This window comes from Mesorhizobium sp. B2-1-1, from assembly GCF_006442975.2.
GTDB lineage: Bacteria > Pseudomonadota > Alphaproteobacteria > Rhizobiales > Rhizobiaceae > Mesorhizobium.
The window spans coordinates 5,327,950-5,349,636 of the sequence record NZ_CP083954.1 but is presented as its reverse complement, the minus strand read 5'-3'; the positions used below and the strand labels follow the sequence as shown (position 1 = coordinate 5,349,636).

Sequence of the window (21,687 nt, the reverse complement as noted above, 5' to 3'; positions counted from 1 at the left end):
CGTTCACAACAATTTGTATCACGTAAGCTTTGCATGCTTCAGCCGTTACGTTTCCCTTACCCGCATGCCGATCCATTGATGGCCAGTCTGCAGTTCGGGGCCAAGACGAAGATCAGCGTGTGAGGGTTCTCTTTGTATAATAGGTACATACACGCAGAGTCCCATATCATTTAAGGGTGCAAAGAATTAATCGAGATATACGCGATATTTTTCGGGAAAAACTATCCATCTCCACGGGATAAGCAATGCCCTCTTTTGGAGGCTTATCATGATCAAACACATTCTTTTGACAATCTCACTGAGTGCTTCGTTGGCTTCTTTCATCTCGCCGTTTTGCCGATTCCGGACAAAGACCGGGTCGTCCGAGGCCGGCCCGATCGGGTGGCACCTGCGGATCTGGTGAAAAACCGCTGGCAAGTCTGGTGGGTGCGGAGAGGACGGCAAAGGCGGCCAAATAGCTCCAGCCTGGGGATATCGCCCAATTCAATACTCCGCTGGCGTAGCCAGCGGAGGCAGTTTTCACCGCTGTGCGACCCATTTGCGCAAACCAATGGTGAAGTCCTCACGATCTGGGAACTCTCATCCGCCATGTTCGTTACTGCTCCACATTATGGAGAGATGGGGGTCGGATGGGTTTTTCGAGACGCAGGGACTGGGAAGCTCTAGCCAGCGCCCTCGACATCAACATCTATCAGCGTTCAAAGACAGTGTGGATTGCGGCTGGAAAGTACCGCGGCAAAGACATTGAAGTGAAAGGCCGCTCGCCAAGCATCGCACTCGCATTGTGGAAGGAAGCTGCGGGCTATACCGGCTCGGAGTGGTAGAAAGAGCGGTTCGTCAAGCCGCGCCGCTCAGGTCCAAGCGCCCATGCACAGTACAAGGCGCAAGCATTGTTCAAGGCTTACGGGCCTGGACATGTCTTGCGCCGGCCGCGTGGACAATCGTGACTTCAAGCGCGCCATGAAGCTCCAGACACGACAGCCTTGAACAAGTCGAGCCGTCGCGAATAAGTCGAGCCGTCGCAGCGAGGCGGCGCTGGATATCGATTTGACGGTCGATACCGGTACGCGACATGTGCGCACCGGCATCGGATCAGTGAGGTCTTGCCGGCTTAGCTGTGCCGCCGGTGTTGCCGGTTTCGCCGCTGCCATCACGGGATCGGGATTGGCAAGCGGTACCACTTTTGGATGGATCGACTGCCGCCAAGGGACAATTGACACAAACGGCACCTGGGGATGGCATTGGGCCATGCAAGGAGCGGGGCATCAGGAGCATTCTCCTGTGACGGTGGGCAATCCTTCAATGAGCGATGCAGAACGTGCTCCGCGCCTCGGCCACGGAAGATAGCCTTCTTCAGGCAATGAGCGGACTCATGGACTCTGACCCCGCCGACCACATTGAGCTAACCGCTGATATTGTTTCGGCCTATGTCAGGAAAAACCGGACGTCGCCTTCCGATCTGGTTGATCTGATCCAGAATGTCGGCCGTGCTTTGCAAAAGCTTGCCGTGGGCGATCACCAGCCCGAACCGAAACCTGTTCCAGCCGTGCCGATCCGCAAGTCGGTGACCCCTGACTTCATCGTTAACCTGGAGGACGGGCGCCGCATGAAATCCTTGAAGCGGTATCTGACATCCATCGGCATGACGCCAGCGCAATATCGCCAGAAATGGGGCTTGCCGCCGGATTATCCGATTGTGGCGCCAAATTTAACTGCGTTGCGCTCGGAGGCGGCCAAGAGGATCAGGCTTGGACAACGGAATGCCAGTGGCCGAACTTCCAGAGGCTAACCGAATGGAGCACAGGGCGAGGCTCCGGCAGTCCTCGCGCCGTTGCTCGTATCGTGACATTTGTTTTCTTCGGATCACAAGTTTGACGTGCCCGCCCGATGCCAGCGGGACCAACAGCCAAATGGGGCTGGGGGCAAGGCGCAAATGGCCACGCTCTCACAGGCGTGCAATTGCTGGTCCCGATCGACACCATGCCCGATCGACGCCATGATTGAAGATTGCAACGCGTTTCCGCAAGGCATGCGCCTGGAGGCGGATGTGTGCATCGTGGGAGCGGGTGCCGCCGGCCTGGCGATAGCATCACAACTAGAAGGCACGCGGCATCGCATATGCGTCATCGAAAGCGGTGGCATGACGTACGAGCACTGGCGCCAACGGCTGTCGCGCGGGCTGTCCGTGGGTCAACCTTACGAAGCTCTTGATCTTTGCCGCCTTCGTCAGTTCGGCGGGAGCACAGGCAAGGCTGGTTGGGGCGGATGGTGCAAGATGTTGGACCATGGCGATTTCGAGCACCGGCCCTGGATACCCCTGAGTGGTTGGCCCGTCGCCCATAAATCATTACTACCCCATTATGAGACCGCAGCCCGCCTGCTCGGAATCGACGACCTGCTGACCGATTGGCCGACTTCCGCGGTCATGCCTGAAAACGGGCCGCTCTTTTCGGAACGCTGCTTTCTCAGTCCCACTCCGGATCTCGGAGCAACGCTTCGCAAGAAGCTTCAGGACGCAAAAAACGTCCAGGTCGTGCTGCATGCCACGGCGCTGCGGCTCGACACCGACGACTGCGGAAGGCGGGTTCGCTCCATCGAGGTAGCGAGAACGCCGAACAAACGGTTCCAGATTGCTGCGCGATTTTTCGTGCTGGCCTGCGGCGGTATCGAAAACGCGCGCCTGCTCCTTGTTTCAAACCGACAGGCGCCGAATGGCATAGGAAACCAGTATGACCTGGTTGGCCGCTATTTCATGGAGCATCCCCGGGTAAAATGGGGAAGCTTGCAAGTCAGCCAGCCCGACAACATGATAGACCTCCACGTGCCTTGGACCCGCACGACCGGATTGTCGCCTGAAAACCGCGGCACCAATGATGCATTCGGACTGGCGCTGCGGCCCGAAATACGTGCAAGCGAGCGCCTCCTCGATTCCCGCACATGGATCAAGCCTGGGCCTTGCGTCAATCATATGGATGGTTCCGAAGCTTTGCAGTATCTTACCTTCTGGCTGCGGAGAGGCCGGCTGCATCGCGACCTTATCAAATGCGGCCGAACTATCCTGATGCATCCGGCGGGAGCAATATCGGCAGGTTTCGAACGGATCTGGCACTCACGTCGGCGTGCAAGGCATTTTCATTTTGACACGATACTGGAACAAGAACCGGATCCGGCAAGCCGCGTCACGCTCGATACAAGGCTCGACGAGTTCAGTCTGCCCCGTGTGAAGCTGCAATGGAACGTGGGGCCTCTCGTCCGACGGACGCTTGAGCGTGTCCAGGCGATCATCACTGAAGAGATGAAGCGGCTGGGGCATAGAAGCGCCATTCATCCAGGCCAGGACAAAAACCCGGCGGGGGAGCGAGACATTCCATATCACTGGGTTCGACACCACATGGGCACGACGAGGATGAGCGACGACCCGCGAACCGGCGTGGTCGATAGTTCGTGCCAGGTGCACGGCCTCGCAAATCTGTTCGTCGCCGGCAGCTCGGTCTTCCCGACCGGAGGCAACGACATGCCCACCCTCACCATTGTCGCGCTCGCTATCAGACTGGGCCAGCACTTGCGGCAAAGCCTCGAATAAGCTCGCCTCCACCTTCGCCAAAGCGGTCAATCGACGAGGAAAGGGAGCAGGCTGCGACGTCTCATGCCGCAGGTCCGCCATATGGAATATGCCGGCTCCTGAATGTAATTTTACGCTTTGCCGAGAAAGTGTGCGCGTTTTGAGCGAAGGTCTGACCAACGGCTCACATAGCCACCCCTGTTCAGCTCTTTGTCGTAACGATTCTGGATGACCGCTACTTCCGTAGCTACCCCCTATTGGTAAGCGCATGGACTTCGAAGCCAACTATAATACTGCAATCACGACTTTTTCACTTTGATTGCTTGAGGAAACCGAAATTTTGGCCGCGCTGTGCGTTTTGTCACACCACCACCTCCGGTCCACAAGCTATTACTAAAGTGTTAAGGTATGGGTTTAAAAGCGAAATCTCCGTTGGGGCGAGATTTGCGCGGGGGTGAGTCATGACAAGTTTTTTGCCTGCGAATGATCGGACGGACAAAACTGATCTTGATCAATATCCATCTATTCTCGACGTCAATCGTCTCTCACCGTCCTCGGGAGAGGGAATCGAGATTGCAATCATCGATGGCCGGCCTTTGATGTGTGACTGCTTCAGCAGAAGCCTCGAAATCATCGAGCCATCATTTCATATCCAGCATTACGCGTCGGTCGAAGCGTTCGACATGGCGGATCCCGAAGAAACGCAGAGAGTTTCGACGGTCCTGATGTGTGTAATGTGGTCGAACTCCCAGGCGGACTATCATCTTTCCCAGATAGGCCATCTGAAAGCGACCAGGCCCGAGGTAGGGGTGGTCATCCTATCGGATATCGAGAACTTTGAGGACATTCTCAAAGTGGTCGAAAACGGCGCGCGTGGCTATATTCCTACCAGCGTCAGGTTGCAGGTGGCCGCCAAGGCCATCCAGCTTGTCGCGGCGGGCGGAACTTTCGTCCCGCCCAGTGTTCTCTTTCATTCAGGACGCGCCGTCACCGACGGTCAGTCCGCGACCAAGCAGCAGCCGCACGGAGACAACACTTTTACCTCGCGTCAGATGTCTGTCATCGAGGCATTGCGTCGAGGAAAGGCGAACAAGGTCATCGCGTACGAGCTCAACATGTGTGAAAGTACGGTCAAGGTACACATTCGGAATGTCATGAAAAAACTTCGTGCGAGAAACCGTACCGAAGTCGCCTACATACTCAACACAACGCCGTATGAAGGGATTGCCATACGGAATTGAAATATGGGTGCCGCCTCACTCAACGAGTAATGGTTCTTGACGGACCGTTTTAGTAGATGTGATTTGCTTGAGTTTGGGGAGCAGCCGCAACGGAAGCGGCTGCGAACCTTTGCAAGGGGGCGCTACCCAGGATGAAACAACCGCCCGTTCGATATCCAGGCCCGCAGACTGACGGGGAGATCACCTCCGTAGCTGATGCCAACCATATGCACGGGCCGGATTTGAAAAATATCGAGCATTTCAGCAATGTTAAGTCGTCCACGCTGATCGAGATAGACCGCCGCTGTCGTTGGTTGCATCTCAATGAAGGGGACGTCCTGGTCCCGGCCGGCGAAAGTGTCGACCGGCTTTTTTTTCTGCTCGAGGGCGAGCTTCGAGCGCTCGTTTATACCCGCAATGGCAAGATTGTGTCGCTCCCCCCTGCGCATCGTGGCTCGCTTGTTAACGGAATTGCCTTGAGCGGCGACATCCAGATGCCATATTCGGTCGAAGCGGCGGGACCATGCACTATCGCTTCGATCGGCAGTCGTGCCTTTCTGGACATAGTCAAGCAGGATCCTGAAGCCCTGCATGCGGTTGTACAATTGTTGGTGGAACGTCAGCAGGTGCTTGTCGAGCACATCGTTGAGCTTTCGACGCTCAACGTTCGGTCCCGGGTGCATAAGGAGTTGCTGCGCTTATGCGCTGAAGACATCGGAGCCGACGGTTCGGCGAGGATTTCTCCTATCCCGACCCATACGGATCTGGCCCACCGCATTGGCACCCACCGCGAGGCGGTGGCACGCGAGTTGAGCTACCTGCAAAACATCGGACTCGTGCTGCGCCACGCCAAAGAGCTTTACGTGCCTGATGTATCCCGTATCGCCGATCTTGTGGCAAAGTCGGACGACTAAATCGTAGGCGATGCGTCGGGGCACCTTTCGAGAGTGGTCGGGACGTCGGTTGTGTTTGGGCTTGATCTACGCTGGCCCTGAGCGGCAGCCGCGGTGCTCCAAGGCGACTGATAGGCAGCTTCGCCTGCTCATTCGGCTAGTTCAAGACGACCGTGAACTCGCTCTGCGACCGACTTCAGGAATTGGTCGGACGTCGATGTCCATCCAAAGAGTATCTGAACGAGCGTGATCGAGGCATCATGATTGCTCCTTGGGGCGTCCCAAGCGATGGGCTCGCTGGTGCAATCCGTCAGCAGTATGCAGCGATAGTCCCTGAAGAAGGCATCCCGAATTGTCGATTCCACACACACGCTGGTCGTGCATCCTGTCACGATGAGGTGTTTGACGCCTGCGGATTTCAGAACAGAATCGAGTTCGGTTTCGTAGAAACCGCTGAATCGCGTTTTATAGAGGACGACATCCCCTGCCTGTGGCTTGAGGCCGTTGACGACCTCTGTTCCCCAGGTGTCGCGGATCAGAATCCGGCTCTCGCTGCCATCCGGGGCTGTCATGTTCGCGCCCACCCCGAAGATCTGGAGATGTCGAATACGGTTGGGGGCGTCCGACGTTCCAAGGTCCGAGAGGTCGCGATGATATCCCATCTTCAGGTAGACGATGGGCATGCTCAATTCGCGAGCGGCAGCTATTACGCTGGCAGTAGGGCCTACAGCCCGTTGAATCCCGGAGATATCGATTCCGGCTCTGTCGAACATTCCACCGTTGGAGCCGAAGTCATTCTGCATGTCCACGACGAGTACGGCGGCGTCAGCGGGATCAATTGAAATAGGTTGAGGCTTGGCGTCGATGACAAATGGATGCATTTCGTCCTCATCCCTGCTTGCAGCCTAACAACAGTGGTTACGACCAGTCTGCTATCTATCCGCCTCAAAAGCCGCAGGCCGCCGCGCAACGGCGATCCTACCCCCTTAGCCATGCCGCACGTTTGGCATTTGACGCCAGCCAAAGCCGCATCGCGCTTGGCTGCGAGGCCGAGCGATAGATCTTCTGATGATAGACAAACTCATAGGGCCACAGCTCAAGCGTTCGGTTCGCGAAATGCGTCAGCACCCAGGTGATCGCCGCCGCCGCCAAAATGAAGGCGCTCATCGATAGGACAACATTGCCGGAAAAAAGATGGGCGCGGGAAAACAGCGAGCGTGTCAGAAGATACGTGTAGGGATGCACCAGATACAGGCTGTAGCTCACCGTTCCGAAGTATCGAAGCAGCCGATTGCCAAGGAGTAGTGCCGTCAAGCTGTTCCGCGACACTGCAAGGCAGAAGTAGAGCCCCGTCGCGACCATGAGCAAGGGAAGCTCGGCATTTTGGAAATCGGACCAGTGATAGTCGTAATGGCCGCGGCTGGCGAGAAAGACGCAAGCTGCCAGCGCCCCGCTCTCGGCAAGCCGATGGCGGCCCCGGTTTACCCATTCAAATCGGTCGTAGGCAAGGCGGATCAGCCCGCCGGCAAGAAAATACAAGGCGATCGGGTACCGGGCGATAAAGAGCGCCGCGAGAAGACCGAGCGCAATTGTGCCGAGTCTGGTTGGGCGACGAACCGTCAGGAAAACGAACGCTGCCGTAAACACATAGAACCAGACCTCGAAGGTCAGGCTCCACGCGTTCGGCGTCAATTGCTCGGTATGGGTTGCAAGGTTCAGGAATGTCAGTCCTGCCAGAACCGCTGTGAGATTGTTGGTTTCGGGATAAAAGTTGGTGGTTGCGTTCAGCAAGATGAAAAGCAGGCTTAGCGCGAAAAACAGAGGGTAGAGGCGCAGGAACCGTCGGGCAGCAAACTGAGCGGGACTATAGCGTATCGCACTGGGCAGGATGACGAAGCCACTGATTACGAAGAAAAGGCAGACTCCGAAGGTGCCGAAATTCCAGAAGGGCGTAATGCGGTCGACATAGGCCGAATTGGAGGCGTAGACGTGCTCCGCCGTGCCGCCCAGGAGGTGAGCGAAGAAGACCATAAGAGAAGCAATGCCGCGCAACCCATGCGCGGCTACATTGAACGAATTGTCGCCAGCCGGCTTCGCTGACGCTTCGACGGGAAAATGCTGCGGACCCGATGAGTTCTGAGGATGGAGATGTGCAACGGTCATCTGAGCCTTCAAGTTGGATCCCGCAGACCATTTCACCGTACACCATCCCAGGTCTCGCAATGCTCGGGAATTCGAAGGACACCCCCGCCCAAAAGTAGTGGGCTGCCGCAGAAAAACTCCACCGGATGACTAACAGCCGCATTGCGGGACTGATTTAACCCAGGCCCGATGCTGATTGCGGGCGATCGCTGGACCGCAACCGAAGTACGGCTTGACTGACACCGATCGGAATTGGCGAACCCTCGGCCGCAGCCACGAGAGCCGCCCCGTCGAACCGCCCCGCTATGTCGCTTTCTCGAGCCGGAGATCGCCTTGGGCGACATGCATTAGCGGAGATGGCGGCGGCCCTGCGCGTCGACGATGGTGTTGTCTGCGACATTGGCGCTGATGTGCGCGCCGTTGTGGATCAGGCAGTCGGCGCCGATCTGGACGCCCAGGAGCACCGTTGCGCCCATTCCCACGACGGTCAAGGCTCCGATGCCCACTCCGCCGGCTATGATAGCGCCTGGTGTCAGGTGCGCATTGTCCTGAACGACGCTGTCGTGGCAGACTATAGTCCCCTGATTGACGATGACGTTGTTACCGATCGTACAGCGCGGACCGATGCTCGCGCCGGCCAGAATATGGCAGCCATGTCCAATCCTGGTCGCCTTGGAGACGATCGCGGAAGGATGGATCACAGGCGGCAGAACGAAGCCCATTGCGGTGGCGCGTTCATACATTGCCCGCCTCACCTGGCTTGACTGGGCGCCTCCGATGCCGATGAAGGCATGGCGCGTGCCCTCGGCAAGCAAGCGCTCCAGGCAGTCTTCCGTGCCGATCACCGAAATACCGCCGCAGACGTGGTGGCCGGCGGGCAACGCTTGATCGGTGCAGCCCAGGATATCGTATCCGGCACCATCGAGAGCATCGATCAAACAGGCGGCGTGGCCGCCGCCGCCGATGATGACGGCCCGCCTGGAGAAAGCGACGGAACTCGGCTCGCCCGGTTCGGCTCTCTTGGCGCCTGATCGGCGGCTGGCAGCAGCGCGCACCTCGGCTTCGCCAATACGGCCATTGGACGGAACGACGTCCGCAAGGTCGACCCCGAGCTCGGATGCGGCCTTGCGGGCTTTAGCCGTTATCGCGACCTCGCTGGCCCCGACATCGGCCGCGCTGGTCTCCCCGACAACGACATTCGAATTTTCGTCGATGATTTTGCAAAGCGTTGCGCCGACAGGAACGAAGTCACCGACCTTGATGTCCAGCAGGCCGACAGTTCCTGCCTCCGGAGCATCTACCTCGACTGCGGCCTTGGTGGTCTCAAGCACGAAAAGAATGGTGCCTTGTTCGACCCTTTCACCTTGTGCGACCCGAATCTCGATGAGCTGGAGATTGTCCTCGTTGGCGTTAACCCGCGGGGCTTCGACAAGCACGGTCATGTACGCTTAGCCTTTCTGGAACAGCTCGATGCAGGCCGCCTGGATGGCGTTCACACCCGGCAGCAGATCGTCCTCCCAGTCGCGGCTTGAGGGAATGGGGTGATCGGGCCCGGTCAATGCGCTGAAGTGCCTGACCCGGCCGATCAGCGCGCGCGCACACTCCGACGCGAAGCCCCAGCCGGGAGAGCCTTCCTCCACCGCGACCACACGCGTGCAGTTGCCGACCTGGCTTCGGACCTCATCGCCAGGGAAGGGCGACAGCTGTTCGACGGCCACCACGGTGGTCGCGATTTCCTCCTCTTGCGCGAGTTTCTTTGCGGCCGCGACAGCGTGCTCGACGCAACCCCCATATGTCAGGATCACGACATCTGCATCCGCCGGGCGTGGAAGCGCGTCGGGTCCGAGCACGGGCCTGGAATACATCACCTTGTTTTCGATGATCAGGTGAGGGGATCGCGACGCGAAGGCCCGATGCAGAAGCGTGCCAGGATCGGCATACTCGTGAGTGGCAAGCACCGTCAGCCCGGGCACGCCGCAAAAATGCTTTTCCAGACTTTGCGAGTGCGTCGGCCCATAGCCGCGCCGTCCGCCCATGGGAGCGCGGATGATGACGGGGACCTCAACCTGATCGTTGTACATCCAGCGGAACTTGGCGACGTGATTGATGATCTGGTCGGCAGCAAGGGCTATGAAGTCTCCGAACATGAGTTCGACGATCACAGGCCGGCCTTTGATGGCCATGCCTGCCGCCATGCCAACAATGCCGCCTTCGCTGATCGGCGTGGTCCAGACACGGTCCTTATAGGCTGACGAAAGACCCTTGGTGACTTTGAAGGCGCCACCGTAGGGGTCAAGAACATCCTCACCCAAAATCACCAGACGGAGATCGGCTCCCATGAGATCGTGTAGCGCGCGATTGATAGATTCGACGACACGCATGGATCAACCCCGCGCCAAGGCGGCCGCGGCGGCGGATTCGACCGCGCGGTCCACGACATTCAGGCAGTAGGCGTCGATCTCATCGGCGTTGGCAACGCGCCGGCGCATCGGGGGTATGGGATCTCTGGCTCGAGCTTGCTCAAGACGCTCCGCCGGCCTCGTATCATCTCCCTTGCTGTGGGGGCCGATCCGCTCGGTTCGCAAGTAGAGCCAGCAAGGGCGGGATTCGGCGCGTACATAGCCTACGGCTTCTTGGGCGAGCTCATATATCGCGATCGGATCGTTGCCGTCATAGGCGAATGTGCGGACGCCGAACGGCTCGGCCCTGGCGACGATCGAACCGGAGACGGTCAGATGCTTGGGCGTCGTCTGCGCGATCTCGTTGTCCTCGATCACAAAGACCACCGGGGCGGCGAAAACAGACGCAAGGTTCAGGCTCTCGTATACGGCTCCCTCGCCCATCGTGCCGTCGCCGAGGAACACCACTGCGACGGCGCCCTCGTCCTTTCGCGCCAGCGCACTACCAACTGCGACGGGTGCGATGCCTCCTTGGATGCCATTGGAGTGGAAGTTGCGGAAGCACAGGTGCTGGCTGCCGCCGCGTCCGCCGCAAATGCCGGTTACACGCCCCATGATCTCGGCTATCAGGCCCTCGACTTCGCCCGAATAGGCAATGAAATGACCGTGGCAGCGGTGGTTGCTCCAGACAATGTCGCGGTCCCGGTCAAGAGCGTTTATCACGCCAACCGCATTGGCTTCCTGTCCAATGGACGTGTGCGTCGTGCCGAACAGGAGACCTTGGGAAAAAAGATCGAGCAAGCGCTCCTCCACGAGCCGGATGAGCATCATCTGCTGATAAAATCGAACCGCGGCTGGCAGTTCGAATCCGAGCAAACCACGCTCTGTAGGGGCAAGAGTGAGGTTCCGCGCTGCTGACGACGTCACTATCTGCAGCTCTGCCAGAGAAGACGCTAGAACGGTTTCATCCTTCCTGATCGCGCGTTCCTTTGTCATGCTGCCTCGAGCTGGCGCGAAGCCGTAACAAGGATTGACCGCGCCGTCGACGCGGCAGCCATGGTCTCCTCGGTCGTCCAGGACGGGTCGACCAGAAAAGCCATACTCGTTTCACCGAGCTGCCGTGCGATCGGCAGACGTTCGGGCGGCGCTACCCCGGCGTCCGCGAAGGCATGTTCAAGATAGATCTCAGAGCAGCTTCCCGAGAAGCATGGGACGCCGGCCGCATTGATAGCCGCAATCAACTCGTCGCGCGACCATCCGGGGGACAGCATCTCGGGCTTGATATAGAAATAGCATCGGTACCAGGCATGCTTATGCTCCGAACCGAGCTGGGGCGCGTGCAGCATCGGCAATTCAGCAAGCGTCATCATCCAGATGCTGGCATTTCGCTCGCGTTGGCGAGTCCAGTCGGGTAGGCGCTCGAGCTGCCGCAAGCCAAGCACTGCCTGGATTGATGTCATGCGCCAGTTGGTGCCGATGCTGTCATGCAGCCAGCGAAACCCGGTCGCCCTATGGGGGGCAAAGACCAGATCGTAGTTCTTGCCGTGGTCCTTGAGGCTCCAGGCAGCGAGCCACAATTTCTTGTCGTCCATTGCGACAAGCCCACCTTCGCCGCCCGTCGTGATGATCTTGTCCTGGCAGAACGAGAACGCCGCTATGTCGCCGAAGGAGCCAATCGGTCGTCCGTTGTATTCGGCTCCATGCGCCTGGGCGCAATCTTCGATGACTTTTATGCCGCTGCGCTTTGCGAGTTCCATGATCGGCGCCATGTCGCACGGCCAGCCGGCAATATGCACGACGATCACTGCCTTTGTTCGAGCCGTTATCTTCGGCGCAATCGTCTCGGCGGAAAGGTTGCCCGAACTCGGGTCGACATCCGCGAAAACGGGCGTGGCGCCGGCAAACATGACGCAGGCGGCGGAGGCGACGAAACTGCGGGGCGTGACGATCACCTCGTCGCCGGCGCCGATGTGGAGAATCTTCATCGCAAGATCCAGCGCGAGCGAGCCGTTGGCCAGCGCCACCGCGTGACGTCGGCCGAGGCTGCGCGCATAGGCGCGTTCGAAGGTCTTCACATGGTCGCCGGTCCAGGCGTTCACCTGGCCGGATCGCAAAACCTCTACCACATCGGTTATTTGTTCTTCGTCGTAGATTGGCCAGCGTTTCATCGCAGAATACTCCAGCTAGAATTCAAATGACGTTTCGCAGAAGGACAAAGGCCTCGGCCGCCCTCAGATGGGCGGCGGTGCCCCTGACGATCGCAAGCGCCCGCAAGGTTTCGATCGAACGCTCATGCGGGAAATCTCTGATCTGTGAGGCGAACATCGACGCAGCTTCGAGTTTGCGGTCCAGCGTCGATGCGATGTCTATGAAGACGTTCGGCACGAAGCTCGGCGTCACATAGGGGGCATTCCAGTTCGTTTCGGAGACGGTCTCGTAAGCCATGATCGTCCGCGGATATTGAGATTGGGTCGGGCGAGCCGCTACCAGCGATGACAGGAAGATCAGCTGGTGGTCCATGTGCACATCACCGACGAAAGGGATGAGCAACGTATCCGGCACGACATCCCGCAACAGGGTCAGCAGCGCCCTGTTGAGCGTCGCGTGCGGCGTCTCGGCGATCTGCGCTGCCGGCAGATCAAGCCAATGCGTCTGTTGCACGCCCAAACAGGCATGCGCCGCCTTGGCCTCGCTGCGAACCCGTTCCGTCATCTCCTCTGTGAAGGCGGGCGGGCTGCCTCGCGTAACCACTGCGACATGAACTTCTGCGCCTTGGGCAGCCATCCGGGCTATCGTGCCGCCACACCCCAGGACCTCATCATCAGGATGCGGTGCGATCACCAGAAGTCGACCGAGTGCTGGGTTCATGGCCGGACCGTCCCGGCGGGCATAGCCTTCAAAGCATGGTCGACATGGCGGCGGTCGACACGTTCGCCCAACAGTGCCACTTGGACAGTCAGAACCAGTATGTGCAGATCGAGCCACAGGCTGCGGTTGCGCACATACCAGAGGTCGAGCGCTAGCTTTTCGCTGTTGGTGAGGCGGGTATTGCCGTTCACCTGTGCCCATCCGGACAGGCCGGGGCGGACCGTGCCGCGAATACGCCCCAGCTCGCCGAATTCGGCGATGGTGGCCGGGAGCAACGGACGGGGCCCCATGAAGGCCATGTCCCCCCTGGCGATCGAGAGAAGCTGCGGCAGCTCATCGATGCGGACGGAGCGCATCAATCGCGTGGCCGGCGTCTCACGCAAAGCGTCGGGGAGCAGCATGCCATTCCCGTCTCGCCCTTCGTGCATCGTACGAAACTTGCAGATCACGAACGGGCGACCTTCCAGCCCGCTGCGAGACTGGCGGAAAAACAATGGACGGCCGACACTGGCCCAGACAATGGCAGCAGCCACGAGCCATAGCGGCAGGCTGAGAACCAAAAGGATCACCGCGGCGATACGGCTTGGTATGGCCCGGCCAAGCGGAACGCGCGCAGTCCAGCCGCCGGAACGTGCTGTTGGGGTGCTGAGGCCGATCATTGCGACGGTCCGACCTGGACGGAAGAGGTCGTCGCCAAGGTAGTGGCTGAACGGCTTGTCGTGTCCTGGGCGCTATCCAGGCGGTTTATTGACACAAGGATCGTATCTCCGGCCGCAACCGGATCGTCGAGGGTCGCCACCTTTGTGGCGGTCTGGCCATTTACCTTGCGGCGGATCTGGTAGGTGAACGTGATGGAGTTGTTGCTGCGTGTCTGCTCCGCGGCCAGCGAGCTCAACAGCAGGATCTGTTCCTCGGTCGATTCTCGAACCGCGATCAGGCGTTCGATTTCAGAGTTGTGGGCCTGGAGATCCGTCAGCGCCGTGTGTGTCCAGGTCTGGGTGGCGTCATCCAGGTCGCGCTGCAACTGGCTCAATTCGCGGCGCACCGTCGATGCCTGATTGTAGATTTCAAGCAGATGGGATTGCTGCGTGGTCGCTTCGCGCTCGGCGTTCGAGAGGTCTGTGATTGTGACGAGACCTTTCTTGTTAAGGCCCCTGATGCGATCGAGATCCGCCTGTGCCGAAGCGATCACTGTCTTTTGTATGTCCGAAAGCTGTTGAACATTGGCGAGGGCAACATTCACTTCTTCGATCCCCGCCGAGAGCTGCTTGCGACGTGTCGTCAGCGCATGTTGATCTGCTTCAAGGATGCGCTGCTCGGTAGGAAGCAGCGTCGCGAGCAAGTTGGCGTTCATGAGGCCTTTGATCTTGGCAGGCAGATCCAGTTCCGAGATCTTGTCGCTGTTTGCCAATTGGGCCTTGATGCGCGCAGCGGCGACCGCCTCCTTGGCGATCTCCACCACGCTTTCATCAAGAGCTCCGCGCAATCGGGCGCGTGTTACGACGCGATCCTCCGCCGTGGCTCCCCCGGTCGACTGGCCGCCCGCAAGCGCCACCGCCTGCTCCACATTCAGTGCCGGCTGGTAAGGAAACGAGCCCGGCGCCTTTACATCCCCAAGGACGAAGATCGGGCGGAAGCTCACCACCGCAAGAGCTATATGCGGGTCATTGAAGAGTTCACGCTCGATGAATGCCTTACGGATACGACTCAAGGCGTCGGGCACCGTCAGGCCGCCGACTTCAAAGCTGCCGATCAGCGGAATGTTGATCGCGCCATCGCTGGCGACCGTGAGTTGTTCGGCGGGAAGCGCGTCGTCGATGAAGTCAAACGACACCACATCGCCGACCGAAACCTTGTAGTCATCGTCCGCCGCGGCCCAGGCATCAAGCTGGGAAATCAGAATCGCCGCAACCGCAAGGATCGCAATACTGGCGAATCCCAGTGCTTTCGCAAGGAATGTACTGGTCCACGCGCCTGTCGATCGCCTGCTCCGCGCCGCATTGCAATAAGATGCCATGGAAGCCCACCATAGAATTTTCCTGCAAAGACCCTAGCGACACCTGCGCGAGGACAATGAGTCATACCTTTGGTGGAGCGGTGACAACCTTCGGTCTGGTTCCCACCTAATTTGGCTAACTGGATGTCGACTGCAACCAACGTATGGTGCGGCTGGATACTGCCGGACGATTGAATGCTTCCTCAGGGCGGAGCGTTGCAGACAGCTGGGAAGCCTGCGTGCACACAAGTGTTCTTCACACCATTACCAGTCTCGACGTCGGCGGCGCTCAGGTCATGCTTGCCCGTTTTCTTGGCCAGGTCGACCAAAATCGCTTCTCGACTTCAGTTCTGTCCCTGCTTTCACCCGGTCCGGTGGCTGCAAACGTAGAATATACAAGATCGGGGCTCGTTTCGCTCGGCATGACGGAACGGCCGCGACCGCGCGATGTCGTTCGGCTGACGCGGTCGATAAGACGGGCGGCCCCCGATCTTCTTCACGGATGGATGTATCACGGCAACGTCGCGGCAACGCTCGGCTCGATGCTAGGGCTCAATTTCTCGCCGGTCATCTGGAGCATCCATCACACGGTTCGAGATCTCGCCGACGAGAAACCGTTGACGCGTCAATTGATACGGCTCTCGGCCCGCCTGTCGAGGCGCACCAGCGCGATCTCATATTGCTCGCGCGTCGCCGCCGATGATCACGAGCGCCTGGGCTTTGATCCGCGCCGAAGGGTGGTTATCCCGAACGGGACGGATTGCGATCAATTTTCCCCCTCGGCCGACGCCGGTGCGAAGCTGCGCCGCCTGTTCGGCTTGCCGCCCGGACGGCTGATGATCGGCCATGTGGCACGCTTCCATCCCATGAAGGACCAGGTTAGCCTGGTCCGCGCCATCAGCCGGCTCCTGGAACAGGGATACGACGTTCAGGGCATATTTATCGGGGAGGGACATGCCGACGGCCCGGTGCGGCGCACCGCCCGTGAGCTCGGCATAGACGACCGCATTACCACGCCGGGCATCCGCGCGGACATCGCCGACCTCATGCCGGGCTTCGATGTCTACGCGCTTTGCTCGGCTTGGGGCGAGGCATTTTCCCTTGCCGTAGGCGAGGCGATGGCCAGCGGCGTGCCGGCGGTGGTTACCGCGGTCGGCGACTCCGGCTGGCTGGTCGGCGACAGCGGCGTGGTCGTTCCACCGGGAGACAGTGAAGCACTGGCCGCCGGATTGATCAGGCTTGTCAGCCTTGAACCGGCCGAGCGCCGCGCCTTGGGTCAACAAGCGCGTCGTCGCGTCATGGAGAACTTCTCGCTTTCCCTTTACGTCGGCCGGCACCTGGAACTCTACGAAGCAGCTCTAGGGCGTCGTCGCCATATCCGATAGGAGCGGCTGGTGGTTGCTGTGCACATGAATGGTCGAGATTCTCCTCGCGCCCCTGTGGACTATGCGATGCGCCGCAAGCGCATCGTCGTCATTGCGAGCCTGACGCGTTCGCTTGTCAACTTTCGTCTCGAATTGTTGAAGGCCATGGTCGCTGCGGGGCATGATGTCATTGCGCTCGCCCCCGATGAAGATGAGCGGGCGATCGCCGGGCTCAAGGCAATTGGCGTGACCTTCCGACAGATTCCGATGGCCAGGACGGGTACCAGTCCGCTGGCCGATTTGCGAACGCTCAAGGCGCTTTACAAGCTCATCCGCGGCTTGGCGCCCGAAATCGTCCTGGCGTATACGATGAAGCCGATCATCTATGGTGGATTGGCTGCCCGCCTTGCCCGTGTACCGCGCCGGTTTGCGCTCTTTACAGGCTTCGGCTTCATATTCAGCGGCAGCATGACGGGACTGCGCGCAACCATCTTGCGCCGGTTGAGTATTGGTCTCTACCGCTCGGCTCTGGTCGGCTGCGAAGCAGTTTTCGCTTACAATGACGCCGACGCTTCCGACATCCGGCGCCATGGGATGGTTTCTGCGACGACGCCAGTGATCATGATCCCAGGTTCAGGAGTGGACCTGACACTGTTTGCCGCAAGCCCCCCACCTTCAGGGCCTCCCGTCTTCCTTCTGATCGCTCGCTTGCTTCGCGAAAAGGGAATTGCCGAGTTTGCTGCCGCCGCGCGTATCCTGAAGACCAAGTATCGCGCTGCACGCTTTCAGATTCTCGGGCCCTTCGATCCCAGTCCCCTCTCCATCTCGAAAGCCGAAATGGACCAGTGGACCAAGGAAGGCGCCGTTGAATATCTCGGCGAAACACACGACGTCGGTCCCTATTTGACCGCGTCCACCGTGTTCGTGTTGCCGTCCTATTACAGGGAGGGCATTCCCCGCAGCGCGCTGGAAGCCTTGTCGACCGGTCGGCCGATAATCACGACCAACGCCCCTGGCTGTCAAGAAACGGTGATCGAGGGCGAGAACGGTTTCCGGGTCGAGCCGCGAGACGTGGAAGCTCTCGCCTCGGCGCAGCGGGCTTTTCTCGAGGATGAGGAACTCGCTGCAAAAATGGGCGCCAACTCAAGAAAGCTCGCGGAAGACCGGTTCGATGTTCACAAGGTGAACCAAACCCTGCTCGAGGCGATGGGGATATAGTCGGCCGCGCCTGATCGGCCGCGCGGCCGATGGCGGTCAAGCGGGAAAATAACGACGAATCTGCTGCCGTTTCAAATAGGCTTTCCGCAGGGCACCACGGGCCTGTCGGAAGGGGTCGACGCGGTTGAACACCCAGCCGATCGATGGACCGCCGGCGAACCGCAGGCGCTCGACAACCTGGGAGAGAGCCTCTTGCGTGGTGTTGTCGCACGCGGCCACGACCACGACGGTATCCACCGAGGCGGCAATCCTGATTGCGTCTTCGACGACGAGCACAGGCGGCGCGTCGATGATCACCACGTCGTATTCGAGCCGGAACGCCTCCAGCAATTTCGCGAATTGGCTGGAATTGAGGAATTCAGGCAAGGTCTGGTCGTCGGCAGATGGCGCCAGCACATCCAGTCGCGGAACTTCAGGAAGCGTCTGAACGATCTCTGCCAGGGTGCAACCACCATGTAGGTAGTCGTTGAGTGTCTTGTCGGCGGGCCCAAACTGCATGGCGCTATGGATGCTGCGGGTTCGCAAATCCAGATCAATCAGCGCTGTCAGGGCGCCGTCCATTCCAGCTGCCACGGCGAGGCCCATGGCCGTCGTTGTCTTGCCTTCCTGTGGTAGTCCTGAGCTGACCAGGATCACCTGTTTGCTCCGGCCACCGTTCATCCGGGTGCAGGCCATGTACAGCGACCGGAAGGCATCGGAGAAGGCCGACCGTGGTTGCGACAACAAGGTTTCAAGAGGAGGCGTGGCGCGTTGCAGGAATTTCTTGGGCAGTTGCGGAATCGACGCCAGCAGTGGCGCACGGATAAGCTTCGATACCCGTTGTGACTCGCGTATTCTCACATCCATGCTTTCAAGCGTCAGCACAAGGATCAGGGCTAGGATCAGCGACGCGGCGAAACCGCCTGCCGTCATCAGACGAAGTTTGGGAAAGGAAGGGCTCGTCGGAATCTCGGCAGCGGAAACCGTCCGCACGCCGGGCTCGACCGCCTCGGAAAACGGATCGAGGCTGCCAAGCCTGCCTGATACGAGGTCGTAGAGCTTCTGCTCGGTCGACAATTGGTTGTTCAGTTCCCGAAGCTTCGCTTCCGCCAGGCTCCTTTGCCGTAGTTGCTCGTTGGACTCCTCCAAAGTCTTGGCGAGTTGGTTGACCCTGCCTTCGTTGACGCGGACGTCGTTTTCCAAGATTGCGATCGTACGCAGCATCTCCTGAGAGATCATCGCGCGGACGGCCGCTACTTTTGCATCCGCCTCCTGGACCAGGGGATGATTGCGCCCGTAGTTGCTGGCCAGTTGCGCGCGATCCCTCATCGCCGTCGCTTCGTCGTTGCGCAGGGATGTCAGGAAGTCCGATGAGAGCAGGGGATCGACGTTGGCGCCCGCGTCGCCGGTCTTGGCCGCCAGCCTGACCTGGGCGAGGCGCGCCTGCGCTTGCGTGTATTCACCTCTGGCGGTGCTGAGCTGCTCGTTGCTTTGCTGGATCGAGGCGCGCAGCAGATCATCGCGTGGATCGCTGGATACGCCGTGTTCTCGCGCATATTGGGCGATCTGGCCTTCTATGGCGGCTATCCGTGACGCAAGCTCCGTCGATTGCTGCCTCAGAAAGCTAACGGCGTCCTTGATGTCCTGCCGCTTGTTGTCCCGGGACCATTCCACGAACAGTTTGGCCGTCGCATTGGCTATCAGGGCCGCCCTCGACGCGTCGTCATTGAAAAAGGAGATCGTCATCGCCGAGCTCTCTCCGGACCGGTCAACCGAAACGCTCGACAGATACGATGAAATCGCCCGATCTTGCTGAACCCCCTTCGATGGCAGCGACGCGGGATCCTGCGGGTCGGCGCCGGCGACAAGGCTCCATAGCGCTCGCGGTATCGAGACGATCAAGCCGACGGCCTGTGACAGCAGTCCAGGGCCCGAATCCGAAGGGGAAGCTCGGCTCGCGGCTGGTTTCAGATAGGTGTTGAAGTCCGGGTCCTTGATGAGGTCCAGTCTGTCGACGACCAGGCTGGCAAAGACACGAGAGGTGATCAGATCCGCCTCGGTGTCCATTCGCGACTTGTCGGGCTGTTGATTAGGCTGCGCTTGTGCGGTGTCGAGAGGATTGGGATCGTCGGATTCGACAACGATCATCGAGCGAGCGGTGTACGTCTTGGGAAGTTCCACGGCCGTGATGAGCGCGAGAGCGGTGCCGGTAGTCACGACCGCAAGGATCAAGGGGAGGCGCCTTCGGAAAAGCGTGTAGAGCTCGCGCGGGCCGAAAGTGCGTTCCTTCGACGGCTCGATCGGCTCTTGAAGAAATGGTTCCAGACGGCTCCACACGCTGTTGTCGTCTATCAAGCTCACAGATCCCGCCCCTTTTTGTTTGTCTTCGACTGGTCCAAGCCGGCCCTGCCACATCGGACCTGGAGGCTACCCAACATCGAATTCGCGACTTACCGCGACGACAGTTTTAACATGGTTGCGCGGCCGCAATCGCGCTCAAGAGGCTTAGCCGCAAAGGCGACATCATCCAAAAGGATAGCGTAACCGGCCCGGGCCCTATCTTGGCAGATAGGCTGAACTGCAGGCCCAATGAAGGCTGGCGAAAAGGACTCTCAAGCAGATTCAGGAGTGAGGATGAACTACGCCAGGGCTCCTCGCCATTATTGGACAAGGCCCGGCCCCAAACCGGCCGTCACATCGTTGCCAGAGGTAGCCGGGAGACTCGGGCTCTGGTTCGCCGTGGCGTCCGTCTTTCTCACGCCCTTCAATATTCTTCGGTTTGATGCATTCTATTTTACCATCAGCGACGGCTTCGCTCTCGCGGCCGTATTCGCAGCCATACTCGGGAAATCCTTTTCGATCTCTCCCTTGGGCGCGGGGACGTTTCTATGGAATATCGGCATCGCCCTACTATGCGGGATGCTGCTGCTAAGCAGTCTGATCCACGGAGATCCGCAGCGAGGCTTCATCATCTCGGCGCAATATCTGTACGCTTACTTTCTCCTGGCCTTCATGATCGTGTCGAGGCCCTGGGCGGAAATCGTTCTCTTGATGAAATCATTTCTTTGCTCGATCGCCGTGATGTGTCTGCAGGGGATAGTGATAATCGACATCCTCAAGCAACGCGGCACCGTCTTTGTCAGCGGCAATGGTCGTTTCCAGGGTTGGGTGGAACGCGAGAATGAGTGCGCAACGCTGATAGCGCTCTCTGTCCCGCTAATGTTGTGGCTGGTGGCGTCAGGTTGCATAAGGCCTCGCTGGCTTTGGGTCGGACTGCCGCTTTTTGGTTATGGCATTATTTTGACAGGATCCAATACCGGCCTGATCGGCCTTGTCTTTGCGGTCACCATCTTCGTAGTCGCGACGGGCTCGTGGCGCCGCATCATTTCTTTAGCGGTGACCTCGCTCGCCGCATTCTTCATTGCCGTTACCTGGGGCCGCGACTTCTTGCCCGAGGTCTTCCAACACCGCGTGCTGAATGCGCTGCAGAATGGTGACCTCGATGAGGCTGGCACGTTTGCAGACCGTATGCGGCTCATCCATGAGGCCATTGGCAAAGCGGACAATAATTCACTGCTTGGTATCGGTGCCGACCAGTATCGGCAGGTCAGCGAATTGCACGCCCCGGTCCACAACACCTACCTCCTCATATGGGTCGAGGCAGGGCTGCCCGGATTCATCGGTTTTCTGCTCCTGCTCGTGGCAGGCATCACCATCGCCATCCTTGCCGCTCGGAGTCGTGAAGGCAAGGTATCCGCCATTTGCACGGCGACGACAGTTCTCCTCTTCGCGGCGCTGGCAAATGCGCTACCGCATCTTTACAGTCGTTTCTTTCTCGTGCCTCTGCTGCTTGGAATGGCGCCCAGTGTTGCGATTTTGCGCGACGGCCCAGCTTCAAGAACGGTCACGCGCTTTCTTCGCGGTACTCGCTCCAAGTACGGTCGTTCGCGGCCTTTCCTACGCAGGCCGATCTAAGGGGCCCACCAGCCGAGCTTTCCAGCTTCTACAAAGGCTAAAATCGGCGCACCCGGAAGATCTGGTCAGGG

The 21,687-nt window shown here is 59.3% G+C and carries 18 protein-coding genes; 8 read left to right on the top strand and 10 right to left on the bottom strand.

Translation table 11 applies throughout. From position 1 onward, the window contains the following. The first annotated feature begins 629 nt into the window (after window positions 1–629). The 5 genes from FJ972_RS26090 (at window position 630) to FJ972_RS26070 (ending at window position 5,696) form a co-directional block, all read left to right on the top strand. A complete protein-coding gene (locus tag FJ972_RS26090) occupies window positions 630–824 on the top strand; it encodes a hypothetical protein (protein ID WP_140525314.1) in 195 nt (64 codons plus the stop codon). Window positions 825–1,309: 485 nt separating this feature from the next. Further along, window positions 1,310–1,789, top strand: a complete 480-nt coding sequence (locus FJ972_RS26085) for a MucR family transcriptional regulator (protein WP_318012505.1) — start codon at window positions 1,310–1,312, stop codon at window positions 1,787–1,789. A gap of 144 nt (window positions 1,790–1,933) precedes the next feature. Next, window positions 1,934–3,583, top strand: a complete 1,650-nt coding sequence (locus FJ972_RS26080) for an FAD-dependent oxidoreductase (protein ID WP_140525315.1) — start codon at window positions 1,934–1,936, stop codon at window positions 3,581–3,583. Between the two features lie 440 nt (window positions 3,584–4,023). Next, window positions 4,024–4,803 carry a response regulator transcription factor gene (locus tag FJ972_RS26075; RefSeq protein WP_140498453.1) on the top strand — a complete coding sequence of 260 codons (780 nt, stop codon included), beginning with the start codon at window positions 4,024–4,026 and terminating at the stop codon, window positions 4,801–4,803. Window positions 4,804–4,934: 131 nt separating this feature from the next. Beyond that, entirely contained in the window at window positions 4,935–5,696 is a 762-nt protein-coding gene (locus FJ972_RS26070) for a Crp/Fnr family transcriptional regulator (protein WP_140498452.1), read from the top strand. 128 nt (window positions 5,697–5,824) lie between these two features. On the opposite strand, the gene FJ972_RS26065 is transcribed toward FJ972_RS26070, so the two are convergent. From FJ972_RS26065 to FJ972_RS26025, 9 genes are all read right to left on the bottom strand, one after another. Continuing rightward, window positions 5,825–6,556, bottom strand: a complete 732-nt coding sequence (locus FJ972_RS26065) for a cysteine hydrolase family protein (protein ID WP_140498451.1) — start codon at window positions 6,554–6,556, stop codon at window positions 5,825–5,827. Between the two features lie 97 nt (window positions 6,557–6,653). Then, window positions 6,654–7,838 carry an acyltransferase family protein gene (locus FJ972_RS26060; protein ID WP_140498450.1) on the bottom strand — a complete coding sequence of 395 codons (1,185 nt, stop codon included), beginning with the start codon at window positions 7,836–7,838 and terminating at the stop codon, window positions 6,654–6,656. A 326-nt stretch (window positions 7,839–8,164) separates the two neighbouring features. Then, entirely contained in the window at window positions 8,165–9,259 is a 1,095-nt protein-coding gene (locus FJ972_RS26055; RefSeq protein WP_140525316.1) for a NeuD/PglB/VioB family sugar acetyltransferase, read from the bottom strand. A gap of 6 nt (window positions 9,260–9,265) precedes the next feature. Further along, window positions 9,266–10,198 carry an alpha-ketoacid dehydrogenase subunit beta gene (locus FJ972_RS26050; RefSeq protein WP_140498448.1) on the bottom strand — a complete coding sequence of 311 codons (933 nt, stop codon included), beginning with the start codon at window positions 10,196–10,198 and terminating at the stop codon, window positions 9,266–9,268. A 3-nt stretch (window positions 10,199–10,201) separates the two neighbouring features. After that, complete coding sequence (locus FJ972_RS26045) at window positions 10,202–11,212, bottom strand: thiamine pyrophosphate-dependent dehydrogenase E1 component subunit alpha (RefSeq protein WP_140498447.1); 1,011 nt, start codon at window positions 11,210–11,212, stop codon at window positions 10,202–10,204. Beyond that, window positions 11,209–12,384, bottom strand: a complete 1,176-nt coding sequence (locus FJ972_RS26040) for a DegT/DnrJ/EryC1/StrS family aminotransferase (protein ID WP_140498446.1) — start codon at window positions 12,382–12,384, stop codon at window positions 11,209–11,211. The genes FJ972_RS26045 and FJ972_RS26040 overlap by 4 nt, the downstream gene beginning before the upstream one ends. Window positions 12,385–12,406: 22 nt before the next feature. After that, window positions 12,407–13,084, bottom strand: a complete 678-nt coding sequence (locus FJ972_RS26035) for a PIG-L deacetylase family protein (protein WP_140498445.1) — start codon at window positions 13,082–13,084, stop codon at window positions 12,407–12,409. Continuing rightward, a complete protein-coding gene (locus tag FJ972_RS26030; protein WP_140498444.1) occupies window positions 13,081–13,743 on the bottom strand; it encodes a sugar transferase in 663 nt (220 codons plus the stop codon). The genes FJ972_RS26035 and FJ972_RS26030 overlap by 4 nt, the downstream gene beginning before the upstream one ends. Next, window positions 13,740–15,101: a polysaccharide biosynthesis/export family protein gene (locus FJ972_RS26025; RefSeq protein WP_140525317.1), complete on the bottom strand. Its 1,362-nt coding sequence runs from the start codon at window positions 15,099–15,101 to the stop codon at window positions 13,740–13,742. The genes FJ972_RS26030 and FJ972_RS26025 overlap by 4 nt, the downstream gene beginning before the upstream one ends. Before the next feature lie 143 nt (window positions 15,102–15,244). On the opposite strand from FJ972_RS26025, the gene FJ972_RS26020 reads away from it, so the two are divergent. Next, the gene (locus FJ972_RS26020) at window positions 15,245–16,465 is read left to right on the top strand and encodes a glycosyltransferase (RefSeq protein ID WP_140525318.1); all 1,221 of its coding nucleotides are present in this window, start codon (window positions 15,245–15,247) and stop codon (window positions 16,463–16,465) included. 66 nt (window positions 16,466–16,531) lie between these two features. Continuing rightward, window positions 16,532–17,662 carry a glycosyltransferase family 4 protein gene (locus FJ972_RS26015; RefSeq protein WP_140498441.1) on the top strand — a complete coding sequence of 377 codons (1,131 nt, stop codon included), beginning with the start codon at window positions 16,532–16,534 and terminating at the stop codon, window positions 17,660–17,662. A 36-nt stretch (window positions 17,663–17,698) separates the two neighbouring features. On the opposite strand, the gene FJ972_RS26010 is transcribed toward FJ972_RS26015, so the two are convergent. Then, window positions 17,699–19,996 (bottom strand): GumC family protein, encoded by a 2,298-nt coding sequence (locus FJ972_RS26010; protein ID WP_140581298.1) that lies wholly within the window; start codon window positions 19,994–19,996, stop codon window positions 17,699–17,701. Window positions 19,997–20,275: 279 nt separating this feature from the next. Between FJ972_RS26010 and FJ972_RS26005 the strand changes: the two genes are divergently transcribed. Then, entirely contained in the window at window positions 20,276–21,616 is a 1,341-nt protein-coding gene (locus FJ972_RS26005; protein WP_181165376.1) for an O-antigen ligase family protein, read from the top strand. Window positions 21,617–21,687 lie beyond the last annotated feature (71 nt).